This is a genomic window from Nonomuraea sp. LP-02, assembly GCF_036289125.1.
Lineage (GTDB): Bacteria > Actinomycetota > Actinomycetes > Streptosporangiales > Streptosporangiaceae > Nonomuraea > Nonomuraea bangladeshensis.
Map to the genome: position 1 here is coordinate 3,431,662 of NZ_JAXCLK010000001.1, position 20,094 is coordinate 3,451,755.

Here is a 20,094-nt window from a genome sequence, read left to right on the forward strand (position 1 = left end):
TGAGTGGGCGGGGCCGGCCGGCCCAGCGGCCGGCCCCGGGGGTTCTGCCTCAGCTGCAGTCGAGCGCCGGGTACGCGGCGTCGTACGACGAGGTGACCTCCTGGCCGCCGATCGTCGCCGTCCCCTTCACGGTCACCGTGCCGGCGTCGATCTGCCCGGCCCGGCTGTTGAAGGACTGGTACGCCTGCTTGCCCGGGGCCACGCCGGCCACGGTCTTCGTGCCGTACGGCGTGGTCAGCGTCACCGTCGCCGCCGTCTCGGAGGTGTTGACGGCGGTGACCGCCACGTACGCCGAGGTGCCGATACAGCGGGACGTGGCGGAGACCGCCAGCTCGACCTGCGCCGCCCCGGTCAGGCGGAAGAAGTCGAACGTGACCGTCTTCGAGGCCGTCTGGTTGGTGCCGATGGTGTAGACGCCGACCTTCGCGTCTTCGGCCACGGCGCTGTTCTCCACCGGAGCGGACAGGTCCGTCCAGGTCTGGCCGTCGGAGGAGTAGGAGCCGGTGAAGGTGTCGCCCTCCTTCTTCAGCCGCAGGTGCCACTCGCCGCCGGTGAGGTTGTTCGCCTGCGGTTGCGGGCTCTGCACGGTGCCGCCGACCTCGCTGCGCAGCTCGATGGCCCGCGCCACCGTGGCTCCTGGCGAGTTGGTGGTGAGGAAGTCGAGCTTCACGTAGTCGTCGTCGCCGGTGTAGACCATCAGGCCGCCCTGCTGGTACTGCTCGTTGAGCGCCGAGGCGTCCAGCTTGGTCTCCAGCGTCCAGTCGCCGTCCGGGGCCGGTTGCAGGATGAGGTTCTTCGGGCCGGTGTTGGTGGTCCCGTAGATGTCGCCCGTCGTGGTGTCCAGCTCCAGCTTGCCGCCGCTCACCCGCGCGGCGGTGGCGTCGGGGCGCACGACCGCGCTCCAGCGGCACGTGTCGAGCGCGGTGCCGTCGAACTCGTCGTCCGGGGCGGGCGCGGTCGCCGTGTCGTCCGGCGAGATGTGGAACCAGTCGAAGGCCGCGTCCACCACCGGGTGGTTGGCCCCGGCGAGCGAGATCAGGCCGATCTTCGGGCTGGTGATCCCGGCGAGCGACTTGGTCTGCGGCATCGCGGTGAACGTGCTGCCGTCGGAGGAGTAGTGGGCGCGGATGGTGCTGCCGTCGCTGACGAAACGCACGTACACGGTGTCGGGGTAGGCGTCGCCGAGGGAGGCCGTGTTGCTCTCCGACACCTCGTTGGGGGCGGCGTTCTCCTCCCTGATGAACTGGAAGATGCGGCTGGCGTGGTCGGAACCCGAGGTCGAGCGCGCCTGCAGCACCATCTTGGCGTAGTTGTCGTCGTCGCCGTAGATGACCAGGCCCGCCTGCTGGTACGCGTCCCGCGCGTCCAGCGTGAGCTTGGCCGTGGCCGTCCAGGCGCCCGAGGGAGCCGGCTGCAGCACGATGTTCGGCGTGTTGCCGCCCGTGCTGTAGATGTCGGTGGTCGAGGTCGGGATCACCAGCTTGCCGTCCTCGACCTTGAGGTCCTGATTCTCGCGGACGACGGACCAGCGGTCACGGTCGAGCTGGTCGCCGAGGAAGTCGTCGGACCGGCCGGTGAAGCACACCGAGGCTTGGGCGTCCACCTTGACCTGGACCTGCGCGGTGGCCGACGCGCCCTTGTCGTCGTTGACGGTCACCACGGCGGTGTAGGTGCCCGGCGCGGTGTAGGTGTGGCTCGCCTCGGCGGTGGTGGGCTCGGGTGCGCCGGCCACGCCGAAGTTCCACTTGTAGGTGAGCGGGTCGTCCTCGGGGTCGGTGGCCGTCGCCGTGAAGGCCACCTGCAGCGGGGCGACGCCCGTCGCTGGGGTGGCCGTCGCGGTCACCACCGGGTGCTGGTTGTCGGTCGCGCCCTTGCCGACGAAGTCGACCCAGTTGACGTTGATCAGGTAGGCGTCGTCGGCCGCGTCCGTGGGCTTGCGTACGACGAAGTACAGCGGCCCGCTCGCCGACGGCGGTTCCGTCAGGTCGAGAGTGACGTCGGTGAACGTCTGCCAGCCGCCGGTGGGCGGCACCTCGACCGAGCCGACCAGCGTGCCGGTCTCGGGGTCGCCCGCCCGGATCTGCACGGTCCCGCCGGGGCCGCCGGAGGAGGCGCGCAGCCGGATCGCGGTCAGGTTCGACAGGTTCGCCGGGTCGAAGGACCACCAGTCGCCGTCCTGGATGAACGCGATGTGCTTGTTGCCGCCCTGGGTGTCGCTGGTCGTCTCCGCCGCGACGCCCGCGGCGTCGGTGCCGGTGCCGCCGCTCACCCGGCCGGTCTGCGAGAAGTGCTCGGCCTGCTTGCGCTTGGGCTCCAGCAGGACCTCGCCCCGCCCGGTCAGCGACTTGGCGCCGTTGGCGCCGTCGTCGGCGTAGCTGGCCTCGATGACGTAGAAGAGGTTGTCGTACTCGCCGTGGCCGGCCTGCTGGGTCTGCAGCACGCCTTCACAGCCCTTGTGCTGGTCCAGCGGGTGGCCGTGGCTGTCGTGGCCGAGGATCGCCTGGATCTGCACCCGGTCGCAGTCGATCGTGCCGTCCTCGGGGTCGGTGACGGTGACCTCGAACTTCACCTGGTCGCCGAACTCGAAGAAGGAGCCGTTCGGCGGCAGGTCCACCGAGACGGTGGGGCGGGTGTTGCCCGCGCTGATCGCCACGCTCGCGGTGGCGGTCCTGCCGTCGGGGTTGGTGATGGTCAGGACGGCGTTGTAGTCGCCGCCCTCCTCGTAGGTGAAGGACGGGTTCGGGTCGGTGGAGTCGGTCTCGCCGTCGCCGTCGAGGTCCCAGGCGTAGGTGATCGGCTTGTCGTCCGGGTCCCTGCTGCCCTCGCTGGAGAACGTGACGGCCAGCGGCAGCGGCCCGTCCGTCTTGTCCGCGGTGGCGCGGGCGATCAGCGGGCGGGTGCCCTTGGTGTACTCGATGCGGTAGATGCCGGAGTCGGCGTTGTCGCCGCCGAAGCCGGAGCCCCATTCGATCAGGTAGAGCGCGCCATCGGGGCCGAACTTCATGTCCATCGGCTTCTTGAACGACAACGTGCCGAGGATCGGGTTCATCTCGACGAGTTCGGTGCCGTCCTCGTCGAGCTGGAACGACCAGATCTTGTCGTTGTTCCACTCGCCGAACAGCGCCTTGCCGTCCCAGTACGCCGGCCACTTGACGTCCGACTGCAGGTCGGGGTCGTCACGGTAGACCGGGCCGCCCATGGGGGCGCCGCCTCTCAGCTCCGGGAAGTGCTGCGGGTCGGCCGCGTAGTGGTACCAGACCGTCGCGGGGATGACCGGCGGCAGGCTGGTCAGGCCGTCGTTGTTCGGCGAGTTGTTGACCGGCGCCGCGCAGTTGAACGCCGACCCCGACTGCCTGGTGGCGAAGTTGAAGTCGACGTACGGGGTGTTGTCGCCGACGCAGTACGGCCAGCCGTAGTTGCCCGGCTCGGACACGATGTTCCACTCGACGGTGTTCTGCGGGCCGCGGGTGGCGCTGGCGGAGTTGGCGTCGGGGCCGTACTCGCCGAGCATGATGTGACCCGTCTTGGGGTCCAGGCCCATGCGGAACGGGTTGCGGAAGCCCATGCCGTAGATCTCCGGCTTGGTCTTCGCCGTGCCCGGTGCGAACAGGTTGCCCGATGGGATCGTGTAGGTGCCGTCGTCCTCGGGGTGGATGCGCAGCAGCTTGCCGCTCAGGCTGTTGGTGTTGCCCGCGCTGCGCTGGGCGTCCCAGCTCGACCGGCCCGACTGCTCGTCGATCGGCGTGTAGCCGTCGGAGGCGAACGGGTTGGTGTTGTCGCCGGTGCCCAGCCAGAGGTCGCCGGTCTTCGGGTCGATCACCATGCCGCCGCCGTGGTGGCAGCACTCGGCCCGCTGGACCGGGACGTCGAGGATCGTCTTCTCGCTCGCCAGGTCCAGGGTGTCGCCGGTGACGGTGAAGCGGCTCAGCCGGTCGACGTTCGTCCCGGTGGGCGAGTAGTACAGATACACCCAGTGGTTGGTGTCGAAGCCGGGGTCGAGCGCGAGGCCGAGCAGACCGCTCTCGTTGGCGGTGAAGACGTCCAGATCGGCCGCCGTCACGGTGCCGCCGGCCGGCTTGATGATCTTGACCTCGCCGAGGCGGTCGATGTAGAAGACCCGGCCGTCCTTCGCGACGTCCACCATCATCGGGTTGGAGGTGTTGTCGTCGAGGGTGACCTTCTCGAAGCTGGAGCTCTGCGAGGCCGAGCAGTCGGCCTTGACGACGCCCGCGGCGGTCTGGATGCCGCCGAGCAGCAGCTTCAGGAAGTTCGGCTCGCTGTAGTTCTCCTTCATGTGGCCGAGCCCGGTGTACCACGAACGGCCGCCGTCGAAGTCCTGGCACCAGGTGTTCGGGTGGTCGGCGCCCATCGTGGCGCCGGTGTAGGAGGTCTCGTCCATCGACGTCAGCACGTGGACCGTCTGGCGCGGGTTCGCCTGGTAGTCGTACCACTCGTCGCTACGGGTCCAGGTCGTCGGCAGGTCCTTGGTGGACGGGTGCGCCGGGTCCTCGACCTTGACTCTGGCCTGCTGGATCGCCGGGTGGCTCTTGAAGTACGCGCCGACCAGCTTGCCGTACCACTCCCAGGTGTAGCCGCTGTCGGCGGCCGCGTGGACGCCGACGAAGCCGCCGCCGTTCTGGATGTAGCGCTGGAAGGCGTCCTTCTGGTCCTGCGTGCTCAGCGGGTCACCGGTCGTGGACATGAAGATCACGGCCTTGTACTGGGCCAGGTTCTGGTCCGTGAACAGGGCGCTGTCCTCGGTCGTGTCGACCGCGAAGTTGTTGTCCTGGCCGAGTTGCTGCACGGCCGCGATGCCTTGAGGGATGGAGTCGTGCCGGAAACCGGTCGTCTTGGAGAAGACGAGGACCTTGTAGGCGGGCTCGGCCGCCGTGGCGGCCTCGGCGCTCGCGGGCGCCGCGAGGATCGGGACGAGAGGGACGGCGAGGGGGGCGACGAGGGCGGACAAGGCCATCGTCGTCACGGCTCGGCGCCTGAGGCGCCGTCCGCGTAAGGGCAGGGCCGCACGGAGCAGCCTGGCCCACGTGCGATGACGTGGTGACATGGAAAACCCTTCCTGACCGGGGGGACGTCAGGCAAGGCGCGCGCCGCCGCGCTGTTGCCACTTCGTGGAGCGGATCTTGCGGGGTGCTGGAGGGTGCCGTCTCCAGGTCTGCGGGGCCGTCAGACGGGTGCCGGCCGGGGTGATGTGCCGATGATCGCCGTCGGGTCGTCGATGACGTCGCTGACCACCATGCTGGCGGCGCCCCGGGAGGCGGCGCCGAAGCCGAGTGTGGAAGCGACCAGGCGGCACCGGGCGGCGGGGGCCGCCACCACGAGCCGGTCCAACTGGTCCTGCGCGTGCGGCAGCAGCCACTGGGCCAGCGAGGCGAAGTAGCCGCCGATGACGATCACGCGCGGGTTGAACAGGTTGGCCAGGATCGAGCCGCCGAGCCCGAGCCAGTCGCCGACCTGCGCCACCGCCGCCGTCATCCGCGGGTCGCCCGCGGCCAGGCCGCCGGCGATGTCGCTCACCCGTTCGCCGGGGTCGGGCACCGGCCTGCCGGGCAGCCCGTACGCCTGCTCGGGCATCGCCGCGCGGACGAGCGCGGCCAGGCCGACCTTGGTCTCCCAGCATCCGGCGCGGCCGCACCCGCACTGGGCGCCGTCGGGGTCCACCTGGAGGTGCCCGACCTCGCCGGAGAAGCCGTCCGCGCCGCGCAGCAGCCGGCCGTCCAGGATGATGCCGCCGCCGACCCCGACCTCGCCGGTGAGGTACACCAGGTAGGGCGTGCCGGCGGCGACGCCGGAGGTGTACTCGGCCAGGGCGGCGAGGTTCGCGTCGTTGTCCACCCGTACCGGCAGGCGCAACGGGCCGAGCACGGAGGTCAGCCGCTCGGCCAGGGGCAGCTCGTGCCAGGACAGGTTGGGGGCGAGCGCCACGACGCCGCGGGTGACGTCCACGAGCCCGGGGACGGCGACCGCGATGCCGGCGGGGGTCGCTCCGGCCCGCCGCATGGCCTCGACGGCCTGCCCTGCCACGGCCGCGAGCCGCCGCACGGAGCCGTCCGGGCCGCTGCCCACGGCGTCGTGCACGATCCGGCGCTCGACCAGGACCCGGCCGCTGAGGTCGGTGCCGTGGACCGCGATGTAGTCGACGTTGATCTCCATGCCGAGCGCGCCGACGTGCGCGCCGTGCAAGGCCACCGCGCGCCTGGGGCGGCCGACGGCGCCGGCGTGCCTGACGCCGACCTCGCGTACGAGACGCCGTTCCAGCAGCTCGGCCATCAGGTTGGAGACGGTGGCGCGGTGCAGCCCGGTCGTCTCGGCGATGTCGGCGCGGGACAGGACCCTGTGGTCGCGCAGCTCGCGCAGCACGAGCGAGAGGTTCGCCCGGCGCAGCGCGGCAGGACCCGCCGGTGGAGCGCCGCCCGGGGCGCGGTTGGGTGGCTTGTACGACATGCGCACCACCTGCCCCTTTGTTTATCTCTGAGATCAATTAATCGGGTTGTAACACGCGAATGTCCGACCGTGAACCCCTTCGTCGCATAACGGGTTGGCATCGCTGATGTCTGCGCATGCCAGCGACCGTTTCGGCGTTAGTTACCGGAACGTTATCCAAATTGAAAACGATTTCACCCTTGTGTCGGCGAAAGTCCCCTCTTTTAATGCGGCTAGCCACCCGACTTGATCGAGGAGGAGCGTGGACCACATCCGGACCGACGGTCACGCCGCCGACTCGGCGAGCGATGGCGGGTCCACCTGAGCCCTCACGACCCGTCCCCGAGACCCGCACCCCGTCCCTGAGCCCCCGCCCGCCTGATCGTCCGGGTTTACGTCGCCGCGGCCATGACGCCTGCCCTCGATTGGCCGGAAAAACGCCGCGTCCTTACCCTCCCGCGCCCCTTTTTCACCCATGACTCCCGCCCGCCTGAACGGCCGTACAAAGCCGCACCCGGCACCGTTGACGCCGATCTCGGTGCCGCCGCGGTGGTGCCAACCGGCACGCCAGGCGGGCGGGCACGCGGAAGGCCGCCCATCAAGGCCGACGAGGGCCTGCGCGCGGTGGCGGCGCAGGCCGGGCTCCGCGAGTTCATCGGCAGGCTTCCGGACGGCTGGGACACGGTGATGACCGACGCGCCGGGCGCGAGGACGGCCCGCACGACGCCCTCATCGAGGCCGGCGGCCGCTACGCCGAGCTGTTCCGGCTCCAGGCCAAGCGTTTCCAGGAGGCCCTGTCATGACCCGCCCATTCCGCTTCGTCCTCGCGCTCGGGTCCCGCACCGGCCTGGCCAGGACCCCGATCGTGGTGGCCGTGGCGATCCTCGTACAGGCGACCGGGGTCGGCCTCGCGATCCTGCTCGGCCTGTTCAGCGAGGCGGCGAGAGCCTGTCGGAGGAGATCCAGAACGAGGTGGAGCACCGGTTCATCGACGTGGCCGGAACGACCGCCGTCGCGGTCAGCAGCCAGGTCGTCGGGCAGGCGCAGGCCCTGCTGAGCCAGATCTTCTGGGTGTTCGCGCCGGTCCGGGCCGCCCGGGTGTTCCTGGACGTCGTCGAGGAGGGTGCGGCGGAGCGGGCGGCCGTCGTGCCGGCGGAGCCCCCCGAGCAGTGGCGCGCCCGGATCACGGCGGCCTTCCAGGACCCCGACCACCTGGAGATGACCCTGAGCGACTCGGTAGGGCTGGGCGGGGCAGGGTGGCCGAGGTCGGCACCCACGACGCGCTGAGCCGCTCCGGCGGGCTCTACGCCGAGCTGCTCCGCCTCCAGGCACGCTACTTCATGTAGTGGCGTGACGTGCGCGGCCGCGTGGGCCGGGCGGCGCACGCGGGGGTGTCTCAGGGTTTGACGGCGAGGCCGCCGTAGGCCCAGGCGTGGCCGCCGGGGATCTGTTCCTGGTATTCGACCGGGTCCGGCCGCCACGTGACGACCTCGACGAGGCCCGGGTCCAGGAGGTCCCAGCCCTCGAAGAAGCGCAGCGTCTCGTCGTGGCTGCGCGGCACCATGGGGGCGGAGCTGTTGTCGTACGGCTTGGTGAACTCCTCGCGGCTCAGGTTGTCGGCGAAGTCCATAGTGATGTGCGACAGCAGCAGGTGGCTGCCGCTGGGCACCGCCGCCTTGAGCTGCTCGACCACCCCGTACGGGTCCTCGTCATCGGTGACGAAGTGCAGGATCCCGGCCAGGATGACGGCCACGGGACGGGTGAAGTCGAGCACCTCCCGGACCGCGGGGTCGGACAGGATCTTCTGTGGCTGCCGCAGGTCCGCCTCGATCATCTCCGTCGCGCCCGCCGGGTCACCGGTCAGCAGGGCACGCCCGTGCACGAGGACGATGGGGTCGTTGTCGACGTAGGCCACCCGGGCCTCGGGCACGGCCCGCTGGGCGATGACGTGGGTGGGGTCCTGGGTGGGGAGCCCGGTGCCGATGTCGAGGAACTGGGTGATGCCGGCTTCGGCCGCCAGATACCGTACGGCCCGGCTCACGAAGGCACGGTGGGCGCGCACGCCCTCAACGGTGCCCGGCGACAGCTCGATGAGTCCCTTGGCGGCCTCACGGTCGGAGGCGAAGTTGTCCTTGCCGCCTAGTAAGAAGTCATAGATCCGGGCGGGGTGAGGAATGTGCGGATTGATCCTTGCAGCCGGGGCGTCGGCGTACTCCGGATCCTGCGGGTCCGTCTCTTTGCCACTGTGCGTCAAGATCTCTCCCTGAATGGATCGGCGACGAACGCCGGGCCTGACGGGGGGCGCGGACGGCCCTCGCCGAGGAATGTGTTTCAGATGTTTCCTCGCTGCCGGGCCCGGCGTTACGGACAATCCACGCTACGCCGTGACGGCCGCTCCTGAAGCGGGCGCGGCGACGGGGAACGTCACCCCAGTGAGATCTTGGGAGAAGGTCCACAACCGCCGCTGGACGGCCACGTCGTACGACTCCGGGCAGGAGGTGACCGGCCGGGGGTGGCCCATGATCTCGAACCGCCCGGCGGGGCCGTAGTACTGGCCGCCGAGCACGGCGGGGTCGGTGGCCGGGTGCAGGGTCGGCAGCGCACCCATCGTGGGCGTCTGGGTGACCAGCGACCCGAGCCAGGCGGTCGGCAGCCGGAACGCCGCCGGGGCGTTGCGGTTCAGCTCGGTGCTGGACATTCCGGGGTGCGCGGCCACCGCGACGGTGGTGCCGTGCGGGGCGAGCCGGCGCTGCAGCTCGTAGGTGAACATCAGGCTGGCCGGCTTGGACTGCCCGTAAGCGCCGACGCGGCTGTACGACCGCTCCCACCCGTTCGGCCGCGTCCCGGTGCTCAGGCCGATCGTCGATTGGAACGCTTTCGTCCAGACGACGCTGCTGACCGAACTGACCATCGAGACGTTCCGGCCGTTCTACGAGGACTCCTTCCGGCCCTTGGTGGGCGAGGCCGTCTTCGCCAACCAGCACGGCAACTGGCGCGCCGACTACCGCGACCAGATCGCCGAACTCCATGCACCCGAGCGGCACACGTACGTCGCGGTCGCCGAGGCCGAAGACGGCATCGCCGGCTACGTGGCCTGGAGCGTCGACCCGGCTCGCCGGAACGACAGCGTCACGATCCTCGCCGTCTCGGCCAAGCACCGCAGACACCATGTGGGCACCGCCCTGTGCGAGCACGCCTTCGAAAAGATGCGAACCCTCGGAGCCGAGGTAGTCGAGATCGGTACCAGGGGAGACCCCTTCCACGCACCCGCCAGGGCCCTGTACGAGAGGCTCGGGTGCATCCCGCTCCCGGTCACGGTCTACTACGACAGCTCTGAGCCGAAACCCCTCCGAGACGGGTGCCATCACACCCGTCCCGGGCTCGGCGAGTACCCATCCCATTCCACTTCCGATACACGCCTAGTGCCCTGGGGCCGAACTTGAGGGGTGTTGCGCATCCAGTAGCGCCGCCTACGCCGCTTGAACTGTCCGGACGAGGCTTCCCGGCGGACGCGGGGATGAAAGTTTCACGAGATCTCATCGCAATGAGGCGAACGCTTCACGGTAGGAACCCAGGCGAAGCGCCGACAGCGTGGTCCCGGGTGGCGAGAGATTCGATCCACGTTCTTGACGCCGGGGCCTTCGTTGATTTGACTCCGCACTGGCGTTACCGACGAATCGATTCGACCAGCAACTGATGTTAGCGCTAACACAACTTTTGCCGGGCCCGCGTATCGGCGCCGTCCGCTCATGATTCCTGATCGAGAGAAGGCATGATGCTTTTTGGCAGCCTGACAAGGCCACTCGCGGCCGGGGCGGGTGCGTTGCTCGCCACAGCCTGCCTGGTCGGCGGTGGTACAGCCCAGGCCGCGACGTCGCAGCCGTGTGACATCTACGCGGCGGGCGGGACGCCGTGTGTGGCGGCGCACAGCACCACGCGTGCCCTGTACGCGGCCTACGACGGCCCGCTCTACCAAGTCAGGCGTTCGTCCGACAACACCACCCGGGACATCGGGGTGCTGAGCGCGGGCGGGATGGTCAACGCGGCCACGCAGGACTCGTTCTGCGCCAACACGACCTGCGTCATCACGATCATCTACGACCAGTCCGGCCGCAACAACCGCCTCACGCAGGCGCCGCCCGGCTACTGGAAGGGCCCCGCTCCGGGCGGATGGGACAACCTCGCCGACGCGAAGGCGGCCCCGATCACCATCGGCGGCCAGAAGGCGTACGGTGTCCGCGTGGAGCCCGGCACCGGCTACCGCAACAACAACACCAACGGCGTGGCGACCGGCGACCAGCCCGAGGGCATCTACGCCGTCGTCGACGGCACGCACTACAACCAATGGTGCTGCTTCGACTACGGCAACGCCCAGACGGACGGCCAAGCCGACTCCCCCGCCATCATGGAGACCGTCTACTTCGGCGCCGACAAGCAGTGGGGCTACGGGGCCGGAGCCGGTCCCTGGATCATGGCCGACCTGGAGTGGGGACTCTTCTCGGGGGTGAACGCGGGCTACAACAACATCCCGTCGATCAACCACCGTTTCGTCACGGCGATGGTCAAGGGGGAGCCGAACCACTGGGCGATCCGGGGCGGCAACGCACAGTCGGGCGGCCTGACGACCTACTTCGACGGACGGCGCCCCAACGGCTACCACCCGATGAAGAAGGAAGGCGCCATCCTGCTCGGCATCGGCGGCGACAACAGCGTCTCCGGCCGCGGCACCTTCTTCGAGGGCGTGTTGACCTCCGGCTATCCAACCGCCGCCACCGAGGACGCCGTACAGGCCAACATCGCCGCCGCCGGCTACGCGCCGGCGGGCGGCGACAACCCGCAGCAGGGCGTCCAGATCGTGGGCGGCCAGTCCGGCCGGTGCGTCGACGTGCCGAACAGCAGCACCGCCAACGGCACCCAGGTGCAGTTGTGGGACTGCGGGAGCGGCACCAACCAGCGGTTCACCTACACCTCAAGCAAGCAGTTGCAGGTGTACGGCAACAAGTGCCTGGACGCCTACGGGCAGGGCACCGCCAACGGCACCCAGGTGATCATCTGGGACTGCAACGGCCAGGCCAACCAGCAGTGGAACGTCAACACCAACGGCACCATCACCGGCGTGCAGTCCGGGCTGTGCCTGGACGCCAACGCGGCCGCCACCGCCAACGGCACGAAGCTCATCCTGTGGTCCTGCAACGGCCAGGCCAACCAGCGGTGGACCCTGCGCAGTTGATTCCGGCCGTTGTTCCCCTCTTCGTCCCATGGCTGCCGAGTGCGGCGAGGCGGCCGTGACGTCGCCCGTTGTCCCCGGGCGACCGCAGCTCACCATGTTGGAGGTCTCGTGTCATCCCCATCGTTCAGCCGCCGTCAGCTCTTGCAGACCGCCGGCGTCGCGGTTGCCGCGTCGGCCGTTGGGCAGGCCGCCGGGACGTCGGCCGCCGTGGCCGCGGTCGCCCCGGCCCGGGCCGACATCGGCGTGTCGGCCTACCTGTTCGACCTCGGGCAGGTCCAGCTCACCTCCGGCCGCTGGCTGGACAACCAGAACCGCACCCTTTCCTATCTCCGGTTCGTCGACGTCAACCGGATGCTGTACAACTTCCGGGCCAATCACCGGCTCTCCACCAACGGCGCCGCCTCGAACGGCGGATGGGACGCCCCGTCGTTCCCGTTCCGCACCCACATGCAGGGGCATTTCCTCACCGCGTGGGCCCAGGCGTACGCCTTGCTCGGCGACACGACCTGCCGGGACAAGGCCACCTTCATGGTCGCCGAGCTCGCCAAATGCCAGGCGAACAACGGTGCCGCCGGGTTCGGCGCCGGTTACCTCTCCGGTTTCCCCGAGTCGGACTTCAGCGCCCTCGAAGCGCGCACGCTGAGCAACGGCAATGTGCCGTACTACTGCATCCACAAGACGCTGGCCGGCCTGCTCGACGTGTGGCGCCTGATCGGCAGCACCCAGGCCCGCGACGTGCTGCTCGCGCTCGCGGGTTGGGTGGATCAGCGCACCTCCCGGCTCAGCTCCAGCCAGATGCAGAACATGCTGGGCACCGAGTTCGGCGGCATGAACGCGGTGCTGACCGACATCTACCAGCAGACGGGTGACGGGCGCTGGCTCACGACGGCTCAGCGATTCGACCACGCGGCCGTGTTCACCCCGCTCGCCTCCAATCAGGACCAGCTGAACGGCCTGCACGCCAACACGCAGGTGCCCAAGTGGATCGGTGCGGCACGGGAGTACAAGGCGACCGGCACCACCCGCTATCGGGACATCGCGAACAACGCATGGAACATGACCGTCAACGCGCACACGTATGTGATCGGCGGTAACAGCCAGGCCGAACACTTCCGCGCCCCCAACGCCATCGCCGGATACCTCGGCAACGACACCTGCGAGCACTGCAACACCTACAACATGCTCAAGCTCACCCGCGAGCTGTGGCTGCTGAACCCCGGCCAGGCGTCCTACATGGACTTCTATGAGCGGGCCCTGTTCAACCACGTCATCGGTGCCCAGAACCCGGCGGACGCCCACGGGCACATTACCTACTTCACCCCCCTGCGGCCCGGTGGCCGCCGTGGGGTCGGCCCGGCATGGGGCGGCGGCACGTGGAGCACTGACTACAACTCGTTCTGGTGCTGCCAGGGCACTGGGGTGGAGGTCAACACGAACCTGGTGGACGCCATCTACTCCTACAACGGCACCACGCTGTTCGTGAACCTGTTCCAGCCATCCACACTGAACTGGTCCCAGCGCGGCATCACGGTCACCCAGACGACGTCCTACCCGGCGAGTGACACCACGACCCTGCAGGTCACCGGCAGCGTCGGCGGCTCGTGGACGATGCGGATCCGCATCCCCGCCTGGACGTCGGGCGCCACCATCAGCGTCAACGGCACGCAGCAGAGCGTGGACACCACGCCCGGCTCCTACGCCACCCTCACCCGCTCGTGGACGTCCGGTGACACCGTCACGGTGCGCCTGCCCATGCGCGTGGCCATGAAGGCGGCCAACGACAACGCGAACGTCGCGGCGATCACGTATGGTCCTGTCGTGCTGTCCGGCAACTACGGCAACACCTCGCTGTCGTCGCTTCCGGCCCTGACCACCTCCTCGATCGCCCGGACCAGCACTTCGGCGCTCACCTTCACCGCCACCGCCGATAACGCGACGGTCAACCTGATCCCCTTCTACGATGCGCAGGGGCACAACTACACCGTTTACTGGAATGTCAGCGGGCAGGGCACCGGCGGAAGCTACCGGCTGGTCAACGCGGCTAGTGGCCTGGTCCTCGGCATCCAGAACATGTCCACAGCGGACGGCGGTCTCGCGCTGCAGTGGACCGACAATGGCACCGCGGACCACAACTGGGTGATGGTGACCGACGGCAGCGCCGTGCGGTTCCGCAACGTCAACAGCGGCAAGGTGCTGGGCGTGGAGAACATGTCCACCGTCGACGGTGCCCGCATCCTGCAGTGGTCCGACAACGGCACAGCCGACCACCGGTGGACTTTGGTCGACAACGGCGACGGAACCTACAAGATCCGCAACGTGAACAGCGGCAAGCTGCTCGCCATCCAGAACAACTCCACCGCCAACGGCGCCCAGGCCGTTCAGGACTCCGACAACGGAACCGCCGACAACCGGTGGCGACTCGTCCGCAACTCTTGAACACCCGCCCAGCGGCCTGCCGACCTTGATTCCGGGCAAAAAGGATTTGATCAAGCGTGGAGCAACGACTCCGCTGGCGTCCTTCCCCTCGCCGAAGAACGCCGGCGCGAGCCGCCCATTGCTCCGCACCGGAATGTCATCGATCGCAAGGATGTCAACCGCCGATCTCCGGGCAGTGCCGCATCCTGTCCCCGGTCCGGCCCAGGTGAGCGGGTCGCGACAGGCGGTGTCCCGCGGTCTGCATCCGCTCCGGGAGGAACTGACCTCATGTCAAGAATGAACGCTCGCTTCGCCGCTAGTAGTGCTTTGTCAGTTCGTGATGGTGGTCGTTGACGGCAGGTGGGGCATCGGCCGCTCCAAGTGGCTAAGGGCACCTGGAGCATGTGCAAGATCTTGTAGAAGGTCAGGCCGCCCCGCAGGCTTTTGGGCTGGTCAGCGGAGTTCGGTGAGGAACAGATGGGCGGTTCGCCAGGTGGCCATTCGGCCAGCAGCCAGCAGTCAGGCAGATGGCCATCGGCTTGGCGGGGGATGTCGCGGTTGGCCGGGCGTACTCGCAGAGCGATGAACCGGGAGGTCATCCTCGCCGTGGGGTTGCCCTTGGTGCGCTTGCTGCCATGTCGCCAGGTCATGCGGTGCAGCACCGGACGGCCCGCGGCCAGCACCAGCTCGCGCAGGCTGGACGGCTTGTCACGGTACTTGGCCACCGGCCGGCGGCCAGTGCCGGAGTAGGGCGCCGCCTCGGGGACGGCATCGCCGGCATAGACGCTGGTGGTGCCCCCGACGCCGACGACACAAGGCAGGCCGCGATCGCTCAGGCCGAGCCGCAGCGCAGTCACGTCCCCGTAACCGGCATCGGCGACCAGCGGCGGTTGCTGCCCCCAACCGGCGAGTTCGTCCAGCATGTCCAGCGCCAGCTGCCATTTGGGGCGGTGCCGCTGATCTCAGGGATGGCGCAGCGCGAGCGCCGCTCAGCGGTCGCCGTCGCCTCGGCCGGGTCCTGGCCGCAGCTGTCATCCCAGCTCTCGGGCAGGAACAGCCGCCAGTTCACCGCAGCCGAGCCGGTGTCGGTGACGGCATGCACGCTGACGGCGATCCGGCAGTTGATCACCTTGCCGGCGGTGCCGCTGTACTGGCGGGCCACCCCCGGTGAGGCATCGCCGTCCTTAAGGTGGCCGGTATCGTCCAGCACCCACGCATCCCCGTCGATCACCTGTGTCGCCCGGGCCGCCAGGCGTCGCCGTACCGCCACATAGTCCCAGGTGGACGAGGTGATGAACTGCTGAAGCCGCTGATGATCCACGCCCAGCCGCTCAGCCATCGGCACCATCGATTTGCGCCGCCCGTCCAGCATCAGCCCTCGCCGGTACAACCCACCGTTGGACCGTTGCTCACAGCGGGCGAAGCTGCGCACGCTCGTGCCGGCGCAGCAGCCGCACGGTCTCCGGATCAAGTGCCAACGTCCGCCGGCTGGCCGCGCTCTTCGGCTCGCACCAGACCAGCCCCTCGTCGGTGTGCACCAGCTGATGGGCGATGGTGAGCTCGCGCCGCTCCAGGTCGACGTCCACCCAGCGCAGCCCGGCGACCTCTCCGCACCGCAGCCCGCGCAAGGCCACCAGCCACCACAGCACGAACAACGGATCCTCACGTTCGAAGCGCAGAAAGGCGGCCAGCTGCTCGACCGTCCACACCGCCACCGCCGGACGCTCTCCGCCGCGCTGCCAGGCCCCCTCCCGACGAGCCGTCCACACCACCGGATGCGTCCGCACCGGCGCCAGCAACCGGACGCCCTGCGCCGGCTGCCCGTGATCATGTCCTCACGCACCGCGTGGTTCAGCGGTCGGCCGCAACCGCGACTCCATCACCGACAACCAGTACCGGAGCCACTGCCCCACCGTGCACCCAGCGGAAAGCGGCCCATCCGCCTCCGCCGCCGGCAACTCGCGACCCGCGCACCGTGCCGCCTCAGCGCTGGCGAACCCACCACGCCGAACCCGCTCCCGCCGACCCGACGCCCACAACCTGAACCGCGAAATACCAGCTCCCATGCCCCACCTCGGCCAACCGGCCACAGCGACCACCTAACCGCCTGCCGCTGACCTCAGCCGAGGTCTGGCGTGTGCGTCGCCGGGCGACCGCCGTGTTTCTACTGAGGACCGCGAGACGCTGCGGCAACTGTGCGCACCGTGCCCATTGCACTCAACTCGGACACACGGAGGGCCAATCGTGACCCTCGGCTGACGAACACCGCGGCGGGGGACAAGGCCGGTCAGCGGAAGTCGGAGATGCGCAGGACCGCCAACATGTCCGTCGCTCGGGAGCCGGTCGAGAAGGATGCCTCAGCACCGACCCAGCCGCGGAAGGCTCCGGTGTCGTCGATGATCTGCATGAGCGGTTTGACATGGGAGTTGCCGGTGTAGCAGAACTCGTCCCGCTCCATCGCCAGGCAGGTGCACCAGTGCCACAGCGTGTCGCGGCGGTCGGACTTGGAGATCATCGTCAGGTAGTACTGGATGGAGGTGATGTTGGCGCTCGTTCCGCCACCGTACTTGGGGCAGCCGCCCTCCTTCTTGCAGGCGCTGTTCGAGGAGGGCTGCAGGTAGGTCAGGCACGAGGTGGTGGCGGAGCAGGCGCGGAAGGAGGACAGGCCGAACGGCTGGTTGTCGGAGGTGACGAGCTTGCCGCTCGCCCAGCTCCTCAGGTCCTGCCTGAGCGAGCCGGGGAACGCCTTCACCGAGCTCATCGCGCGGCGCGTGCTGATCGCGGCGTTGCTGCCGTAGCCGTACCCGTTCGTGGCCAAGGTGCTCTGCTTGAGGTCCAGGCGGGCCAGCTTGCCGTCAGGCGAGGTCCGCACGTACCACTGCTCCGTCCACGTCTGGGCGATCTTCCACCGGATGGTGAGCACGTCCCCTGACATGGTGTACGTCCCGGTGCGGCTCTCGTCGGGGGCCCCGGTGAAGCCTCCGGCGGTCAGCACCTCGCAGGTGCGAGGCCGCGACTGCTTGCCACCCGCCTTGGTGCTGCAGCTCGAGTCGGGGACGGTGCCGGTGCGCTGCCTTGCCTGGGGATGACGCTGCCACCACAGGTACATGGAGGCGCTCACCGTGCCGTTCGCGGCGAAGCGGTAGTTGCCCAGGCGTAGCCAGTTCTGCTGGGAGGCGGCCTTCAGGTGACCCTGTGAGATGACGAAGGTGGTCTTGCCGCCCGGCAACGACGCGGCGGAAACCGCGGCCGTGGCGGGTTGTGCGGGCAGGATGGTGATGGCGAGTATGAAGGACAGAATCGCCGCTGCGGTACGCATGTAGAAGCTCCGGAAGGCTTACGGACTTGGCCGATCGTCAACGCGCCACGATATCGGCCAGGACCGGAAACGTCTTCAAAACCGAACATAGAGTTACCGTGCGTGTGGTCACCGGCGCGTTCACCCCTGTGTCAAGGTGATGAACCAGCCGCGAGACAGAGCTGTTCGCCGCGGCGATGAACGGCCAGCGCGGCCCCGGCACTGCGCCTGCCGAAAATCGTGTCCCAGCACGCCGAGCAGACCATGCGTCGCGTCCGAGGGCCGCTGCGAGCCATCCTGCCTGCGGACGCAAATGACCAGGTGATGGCTGCTCGGTAATTGCTCGCGCACGTTCGCTCCGCCGTGAAATTCGAGCTCACCACGCAAGCCCGGCCCCAGACAGCCGCGCCGAGAGGGCCAACAAATGGCACATAGTGCCGATGGTCGAGAACGCATGGCTGCTCGCGTGTACGCGATACAGCACGGCACGCGTCGACACAGACCGACACGACGACGAGGATAATTCCGGCGACGACAGTACAAAACAGCACTCCGTGACGCTGGGCGACGTCAACCAGGATTCTCATAATCCGTGGGTCGTGGGTTCAAGTCCCACCCGCCCTACTCTTCTCACCACCGCGTCCCTGGCTTGAGCAGGGGTTTCGCGAGAACCTGGGTTACGCGGACAGGCAGCAGGAAGCAGCCGTGTGCCGCCCGTCGCGGAACATACGCGGAATGGATCCCGGGACGTTTTCCCAGGTCACACATAGCAAAAGACCCCGGTTGAAGTCCGGGGTCCATTGCGTTCCGCTCCCGCTGTCCGTCGATGCACTTGGCGTACACCTTGAGCAGCACATCCACCCGTGCCCGGCGCGCTCGGCGGCTTCCGGGGCATGGACGCCAGCGGCGGCGGCTCGTGCGGCCCCCGCCCGGACGAGCATCGTGCAGGGACGGCCTCCCTGCTCCGCGGGCGCGCCGAGCTCGCGGATCATTCCTGGTCGAGCACGACGGCCTGCCGGATGTACTCACGCAATGCGTGCCGGTCGAGGGCCTGCGCGCTCTTGAGTTTGACGTGCCTGGTGGTCTTCCCCACGCCCTCCAGCAGGCCGTGGTCGTCGTCGAACTCCGCGCCGCGCGCGAACGCGAACGTGATGTGCGTCTTGCTGTGGCTGATGATGGCGAGGATCGCGCGGCCCTTCCACGCCGGGGATCCGCGGCTGATCACCTCTGATGCGTCCGGCGCGCCCTCGGCCATGAGCTCGCGCAGGACACGGACGATGCTCTGGTGCTGTGGCGGCAGCTTGGTCCGGACGAACTCATCGACCTCGGCACTGGACATGGCACGGCCCTCCTCGGCTGCGGGTGCTTCAACGCGTCACCCATGATGCGGGGCGGTCCTTACGGTCTGTTTACGCTCGCCCCGGCCTCCCGGTCCGCCGGCGGGCGAAAGAGCGTAAGCAAACCGGAGACGCCTTCGCGCAGGGTTGAGCACGACACGAACCCGAGGGAGGCCCGAAATGCCGGACAGCACACCACTGCGACTGGTGATCATCGTCGGCAGCACCCGCCGCGGACGGTTCGGCCCGACCGTCGCCTCCTGGTTCGCCGACCAGGCCCGCAGGCGCCGGGAACTGGACATCGACCTCGTCGACCTGGCCGCGGCAGGTCTGCCCGACATCCTCACCGACCAGGACGAGCCCGTCCCGGAGCCGGTACGAGCCCTCGCTCCCCGGCTGGCCGCCGCCGACGCGTTCGTGGTGGTCACGCCGGAGTACAACCGGAGCTTTCCCGCTCCGCTCAAGACCGCCATCGACTGGTTCTACGAGGAGTGGCAGGCCAAGCCCGTCGCCTTCGTCGCCTACGGGAGGGAATCGGGCGGTCTGCACGCCGTGGCCCAGTTGCGTGAGGTGTTCGGCGAACTGCATGCCGTCGCCATCCGCACCCTGGTCACGCTGCCTTGCTACTGGGAGTTGTACGCCGCCGACGGCAGCTGGCCCAAACCTACGGTGACGTGCGAAAGCACGGTCCGGACGACGCTGGACGAGCTGACCTGGTGGGCGTACGCGCTGCGCGAGGCGCGTGACCTGCGTCCGTACACCTTCCGATGATCGCAGCCCACTACAACCGCAGGAGCGTGCCATGCGCAACGTGATCGTTTCCGTCTTCGCGACCATGGACGGCGTCCAGCAGGACCCGCACGAGTGGTCCCTCGAGTACTCGACCGCGGAGTACGAGGCCTACGCCCGCGACCAGTTGTTCGCCGCGGACGCCCTGCTGATGGGACGGGTCACCTATCAGGGCTTCGCTGAGTCCTGGCCGTCGATGAGCGAGGACGGGCCCGCGCCGGACGATTTCACCCGCCGGATCAACACCATGCCGAAGTACGTCGTGTCCAGCACGCTCGACGACGTCGGCTGGACGAACTCGACCCTGCTCAAGGGCGATGTCGCCGAGGCGGTGCGCGAGCTCAAGCGAGAGCCCGGCCGGGACATCTTGATGTACGGGTGCGGCGAGCTGGCCCGGACGCTGACCCGGCACGACCTCGTCGACGAGATCCGGGTCTGGGTTCACCCCGTCGTCCTGGGGCGCGGACAGAGCCTGTTCACCGGTTGGAGCCAGACACGGTTCCGCCTGACCGGCACGAAGACGTTCCCATCGGGAGTGGTCGTCCTGGCGCACAAGCCGGCAGCCGCTGCCGAGAAGTAAGTGCGAC

General features: G+C 68.8%; 13 protein-coding genes and 1 pseudogene. 6 read left to right on the plus strand and 8 right to left on the minus strand.

Features of this window, described 5'->3' with window-relative positions:
• Window positions 1–49: 49 nt before the first annotated feature.
• Both SMD20_RS15995 and SMD20_RS16000 read right to left on the minus strand, forming a co-directional pair.
• Window positions 50–4,972, minus strand: a complete 4,923-nt coding sequence (locus SMD20_RS15995) for a ThuA domain-containing protein (protein ID WP_329592573.1) — start codon at window positions 4,970–4,972, stop codon at window positions 50–52.
• A gap of 209 nt (window positions 4,973–5,181) precedes the next feature.
• Window positions 5,182–6,459 carry an ROK family transcriptional regulator gene (locus tag SMD20_RS16000; RefSeq protein WP_329581231.1) on the minus strand — a complete coding sequence of 426 codons (1,278 nt, stop codon included), beginning with the start codon at window positions 6,457–6,459 and terminating at the stop codon, window positions 5,182–5,184.
• A gap of 951 nt (window positions 6,460–7,410) precedes the next feature.
• Here SMD20_RS16000 and SMD20_RS16005 point away from each other — a divergent pair.
• Window positions 7,411–7,725 (plus strand): hypothetical protein, encoded by a 315-nt coding sequence (locus SMD20_RS16005; protein WP_329581234.1) that lies wholly within the window; start codon window positions 7,411–7,413, stop codon window positions 7,723–7,725.
• Window positions 7,726–7,834: 109 nt separating this feature from the next.
• On the opposite strand, the gene SMD20_RS16010 is transcribed toward SMD20_RS16005, so the two are convergent.
• Window positions 7,835–8,692, minus strand: coding sequence for an SAM-dependent methyltransferase (locus SMD20_RS16010; protein WP_329581237.1), 858 nt, complete (start codon window positions 8,690–8,692; stop codon window positions 7,835–7,837).
• A gap of 123 nt (window positions 8,693–8,815) precedes the next feature.
• Window positions 8,816–9,208, minus strand: coding sequence for a hypothetical protein (locus SMD20_RS16015; protein WP_329581240.1), 393 nt, complete (start codon window positions 9,206–9,208; stop codon window positions 8,816–8,818).
• Window positions 9,209–9,284: 76 nt separating this feature from the next.
• On the opposite strand from SMD20_RS16015, the gene SMD20_RS16020 reads away from it, so the two are divergent.
• The 3 genes from SMD20_RS16020 (at window position 9,285) to SMD20_RS16030 (ending at window position 14,104) form a co-directional block, all read left to right on the plus strand.
• Window positions 9,285–9,881, plus strand: coding sequence for a GNAT family N-acetyltransferase (locus SMD20_RS16020; protein ID WP_329581242.1), 597 nt, complete (start codon window positions 9,285–9,287; stop codon window positions 9,879–9,881).
• 380 nt (window positions 9,882–10,261) lie between these two features.
• On the plus strand, window positions 10,262–11,668 hold the full coding sequence (locus SMD20_RS16025; protein WP_329581245.1) for an arabinofuranosidase catalytic domain-containing protein: 1,407 nt from the start codon (window positions 10,262–10,264) through the stop codon (window positions 11,666–11,668).
• A gap of 108 nt (window positions 11,669–11,776) precedes the next feature.
• Window positions 11,777–14,104 (plus strand): beta-L-arabinofuranosidase domain-containing protein, encoded by a 2,328-nt coding sequence (locus SMD20_RS16030; protein WP_329581248.1) that lies wholly within the window; start codon window positions 11,777–11,779, stop codon window positions 14,102–14,104.
• A 50-nt stretch (window positions 14,105–14,154) separates the two neighbouring features.
• On the opposite strand, the pseudogene SMD20_RS48345 reads toward SMD20_RS16030, so the two are convergent.
• The 4 genes and pseudogenes from SMD20_RS48345 to SMD20_RS16050 all read right to left on the minus strand — a co-directional run bounded on the left by SMD20_RS48345 (window position 14,155) and on the right by SMD20_RS16050 (window position 18,720).
• Window positions 14,155–15,455: pseudogene (locus tag SMD20_RS48345) on the minus strand (IS701 family transposase).
• Window positions 15,456–15,492: 37 nt separating this feature from the next.
• On the minus strand, window positions 15,493–15,870 hold the full coding sequence (locus SMD20_RS16040; RefSeq protein WP_329581253.1) for a hypothetical protein: 378 nt from the start codon (window positions 15,868–15,870) through the stop codon (window positions 15,493–15,495).
• 500 nt (window positions 15,871–16,370) lie between these two features.
• Entirely contained in the window at window positions 16,371–17,402 is a 1,032-nt protein-coding gene (locus SMD20_RS16045; RefSeq protein ID WP_329581256.1) for a hypothetical protein, read from the minus strand.
• A gap of 967 nt (window positions 17,403–18,369) precedes the next feature.
• Window positions 18,370–18,720: a DUF1801 domain-containing protein gene (locus tag SMD20_RS16050; RefSeq protein ID WP_329581259.1), complete on the minus strand. Its 351-nt coding sequence runs from the start codon at window positions 18,718–18,720 to the stop codon at window positions 18,370–18,372.
• A 178-nt stretch (window positions 18,721–18,898) separates the two neighbouring features.
• Here SMD20_RS16050 and SMD20_RS16055 point away from each other — a divergent pair, with 178 nt between their 5' ends.
• Both SMD20_RS16055 and SMD20_RS16060 read left to right on the plus strand, forming a co-directional pair.
• Window positions 18,899–19,489: an NADPH-dependent FMN reductase gene (locus tag SMD20_RS16055; protein ID WP_329581262.1), complete on the plus strand. Its 591-nt coding sequence runs from the start codon at window positions 18,899–18,901 to the stop codon at window positions 19,487–19,489.
• 31 nt (window positions 19,490–19,520) lie between these two features.
• Window positions 19,521–20,087: a dihydrofolate reductase family protein gene (locus SMD20_RS16060; protein WP_329581265.1), complete on the plus strand. Its 567-nt coding sequence runs from the start codon at window positions 19,521–19,523 to the stop codon at window positions 20,085–20,087.
• Window positions 20,088–20,094: the final 7 nt, after the last annotated feature.

Coding starts and splice junctions, on each gene's coding strand:
- SMD20_RS15995 (WP_329592573.1), bottom strand. CDS start 4,972: ATGGCCTTGTCCGCCCTCGTCGCCCCCCTCGCCGTCCCTCTCGTCCCG.
- SMD20_RS16000 (WP_329581231.1), bottom strand. CDS start 6,459: ATGTCGTACAAGCCACCCAACCGCGCCCCGGGCGGCGCTCCACCGGCG.
- SMD20_RS16015 (WP_329581240.1), bottom strand. CDS start 9,208: ATGTTCACCTACGAGCTGCAGCGCCGGCTCGCCCCGCACGGCACCACC.
- SMD20_RS16045 (WP_329581256.1), bottom strand. CDS start 17,402: ATGCGTACCGCAGCGGCGATTCTGTCCTTCATACTCGCCATCACCATC.
- SMD20_RS16050 (WP_329581259.1), bottom strand. CDS start 18,720: ATGTCCAGTGCCGAGGTCGATGAGTTCGTCCGGACCAAGCTGCCGCCA.
- SMD20_RS16055 (WP_329581262.1), top strand. CDS start 18,899: ATGCCGGACAGCACACCACTGCGACTGGTGATCATCGTCGGCAGCACC.
- SMD20_RS16060 (WP_329581265.1), top strand. CDS start 19,521: ATGCGCAACGTGATCGTTTCCGTCTTCGCGACCATGGACGGCGTCCAG.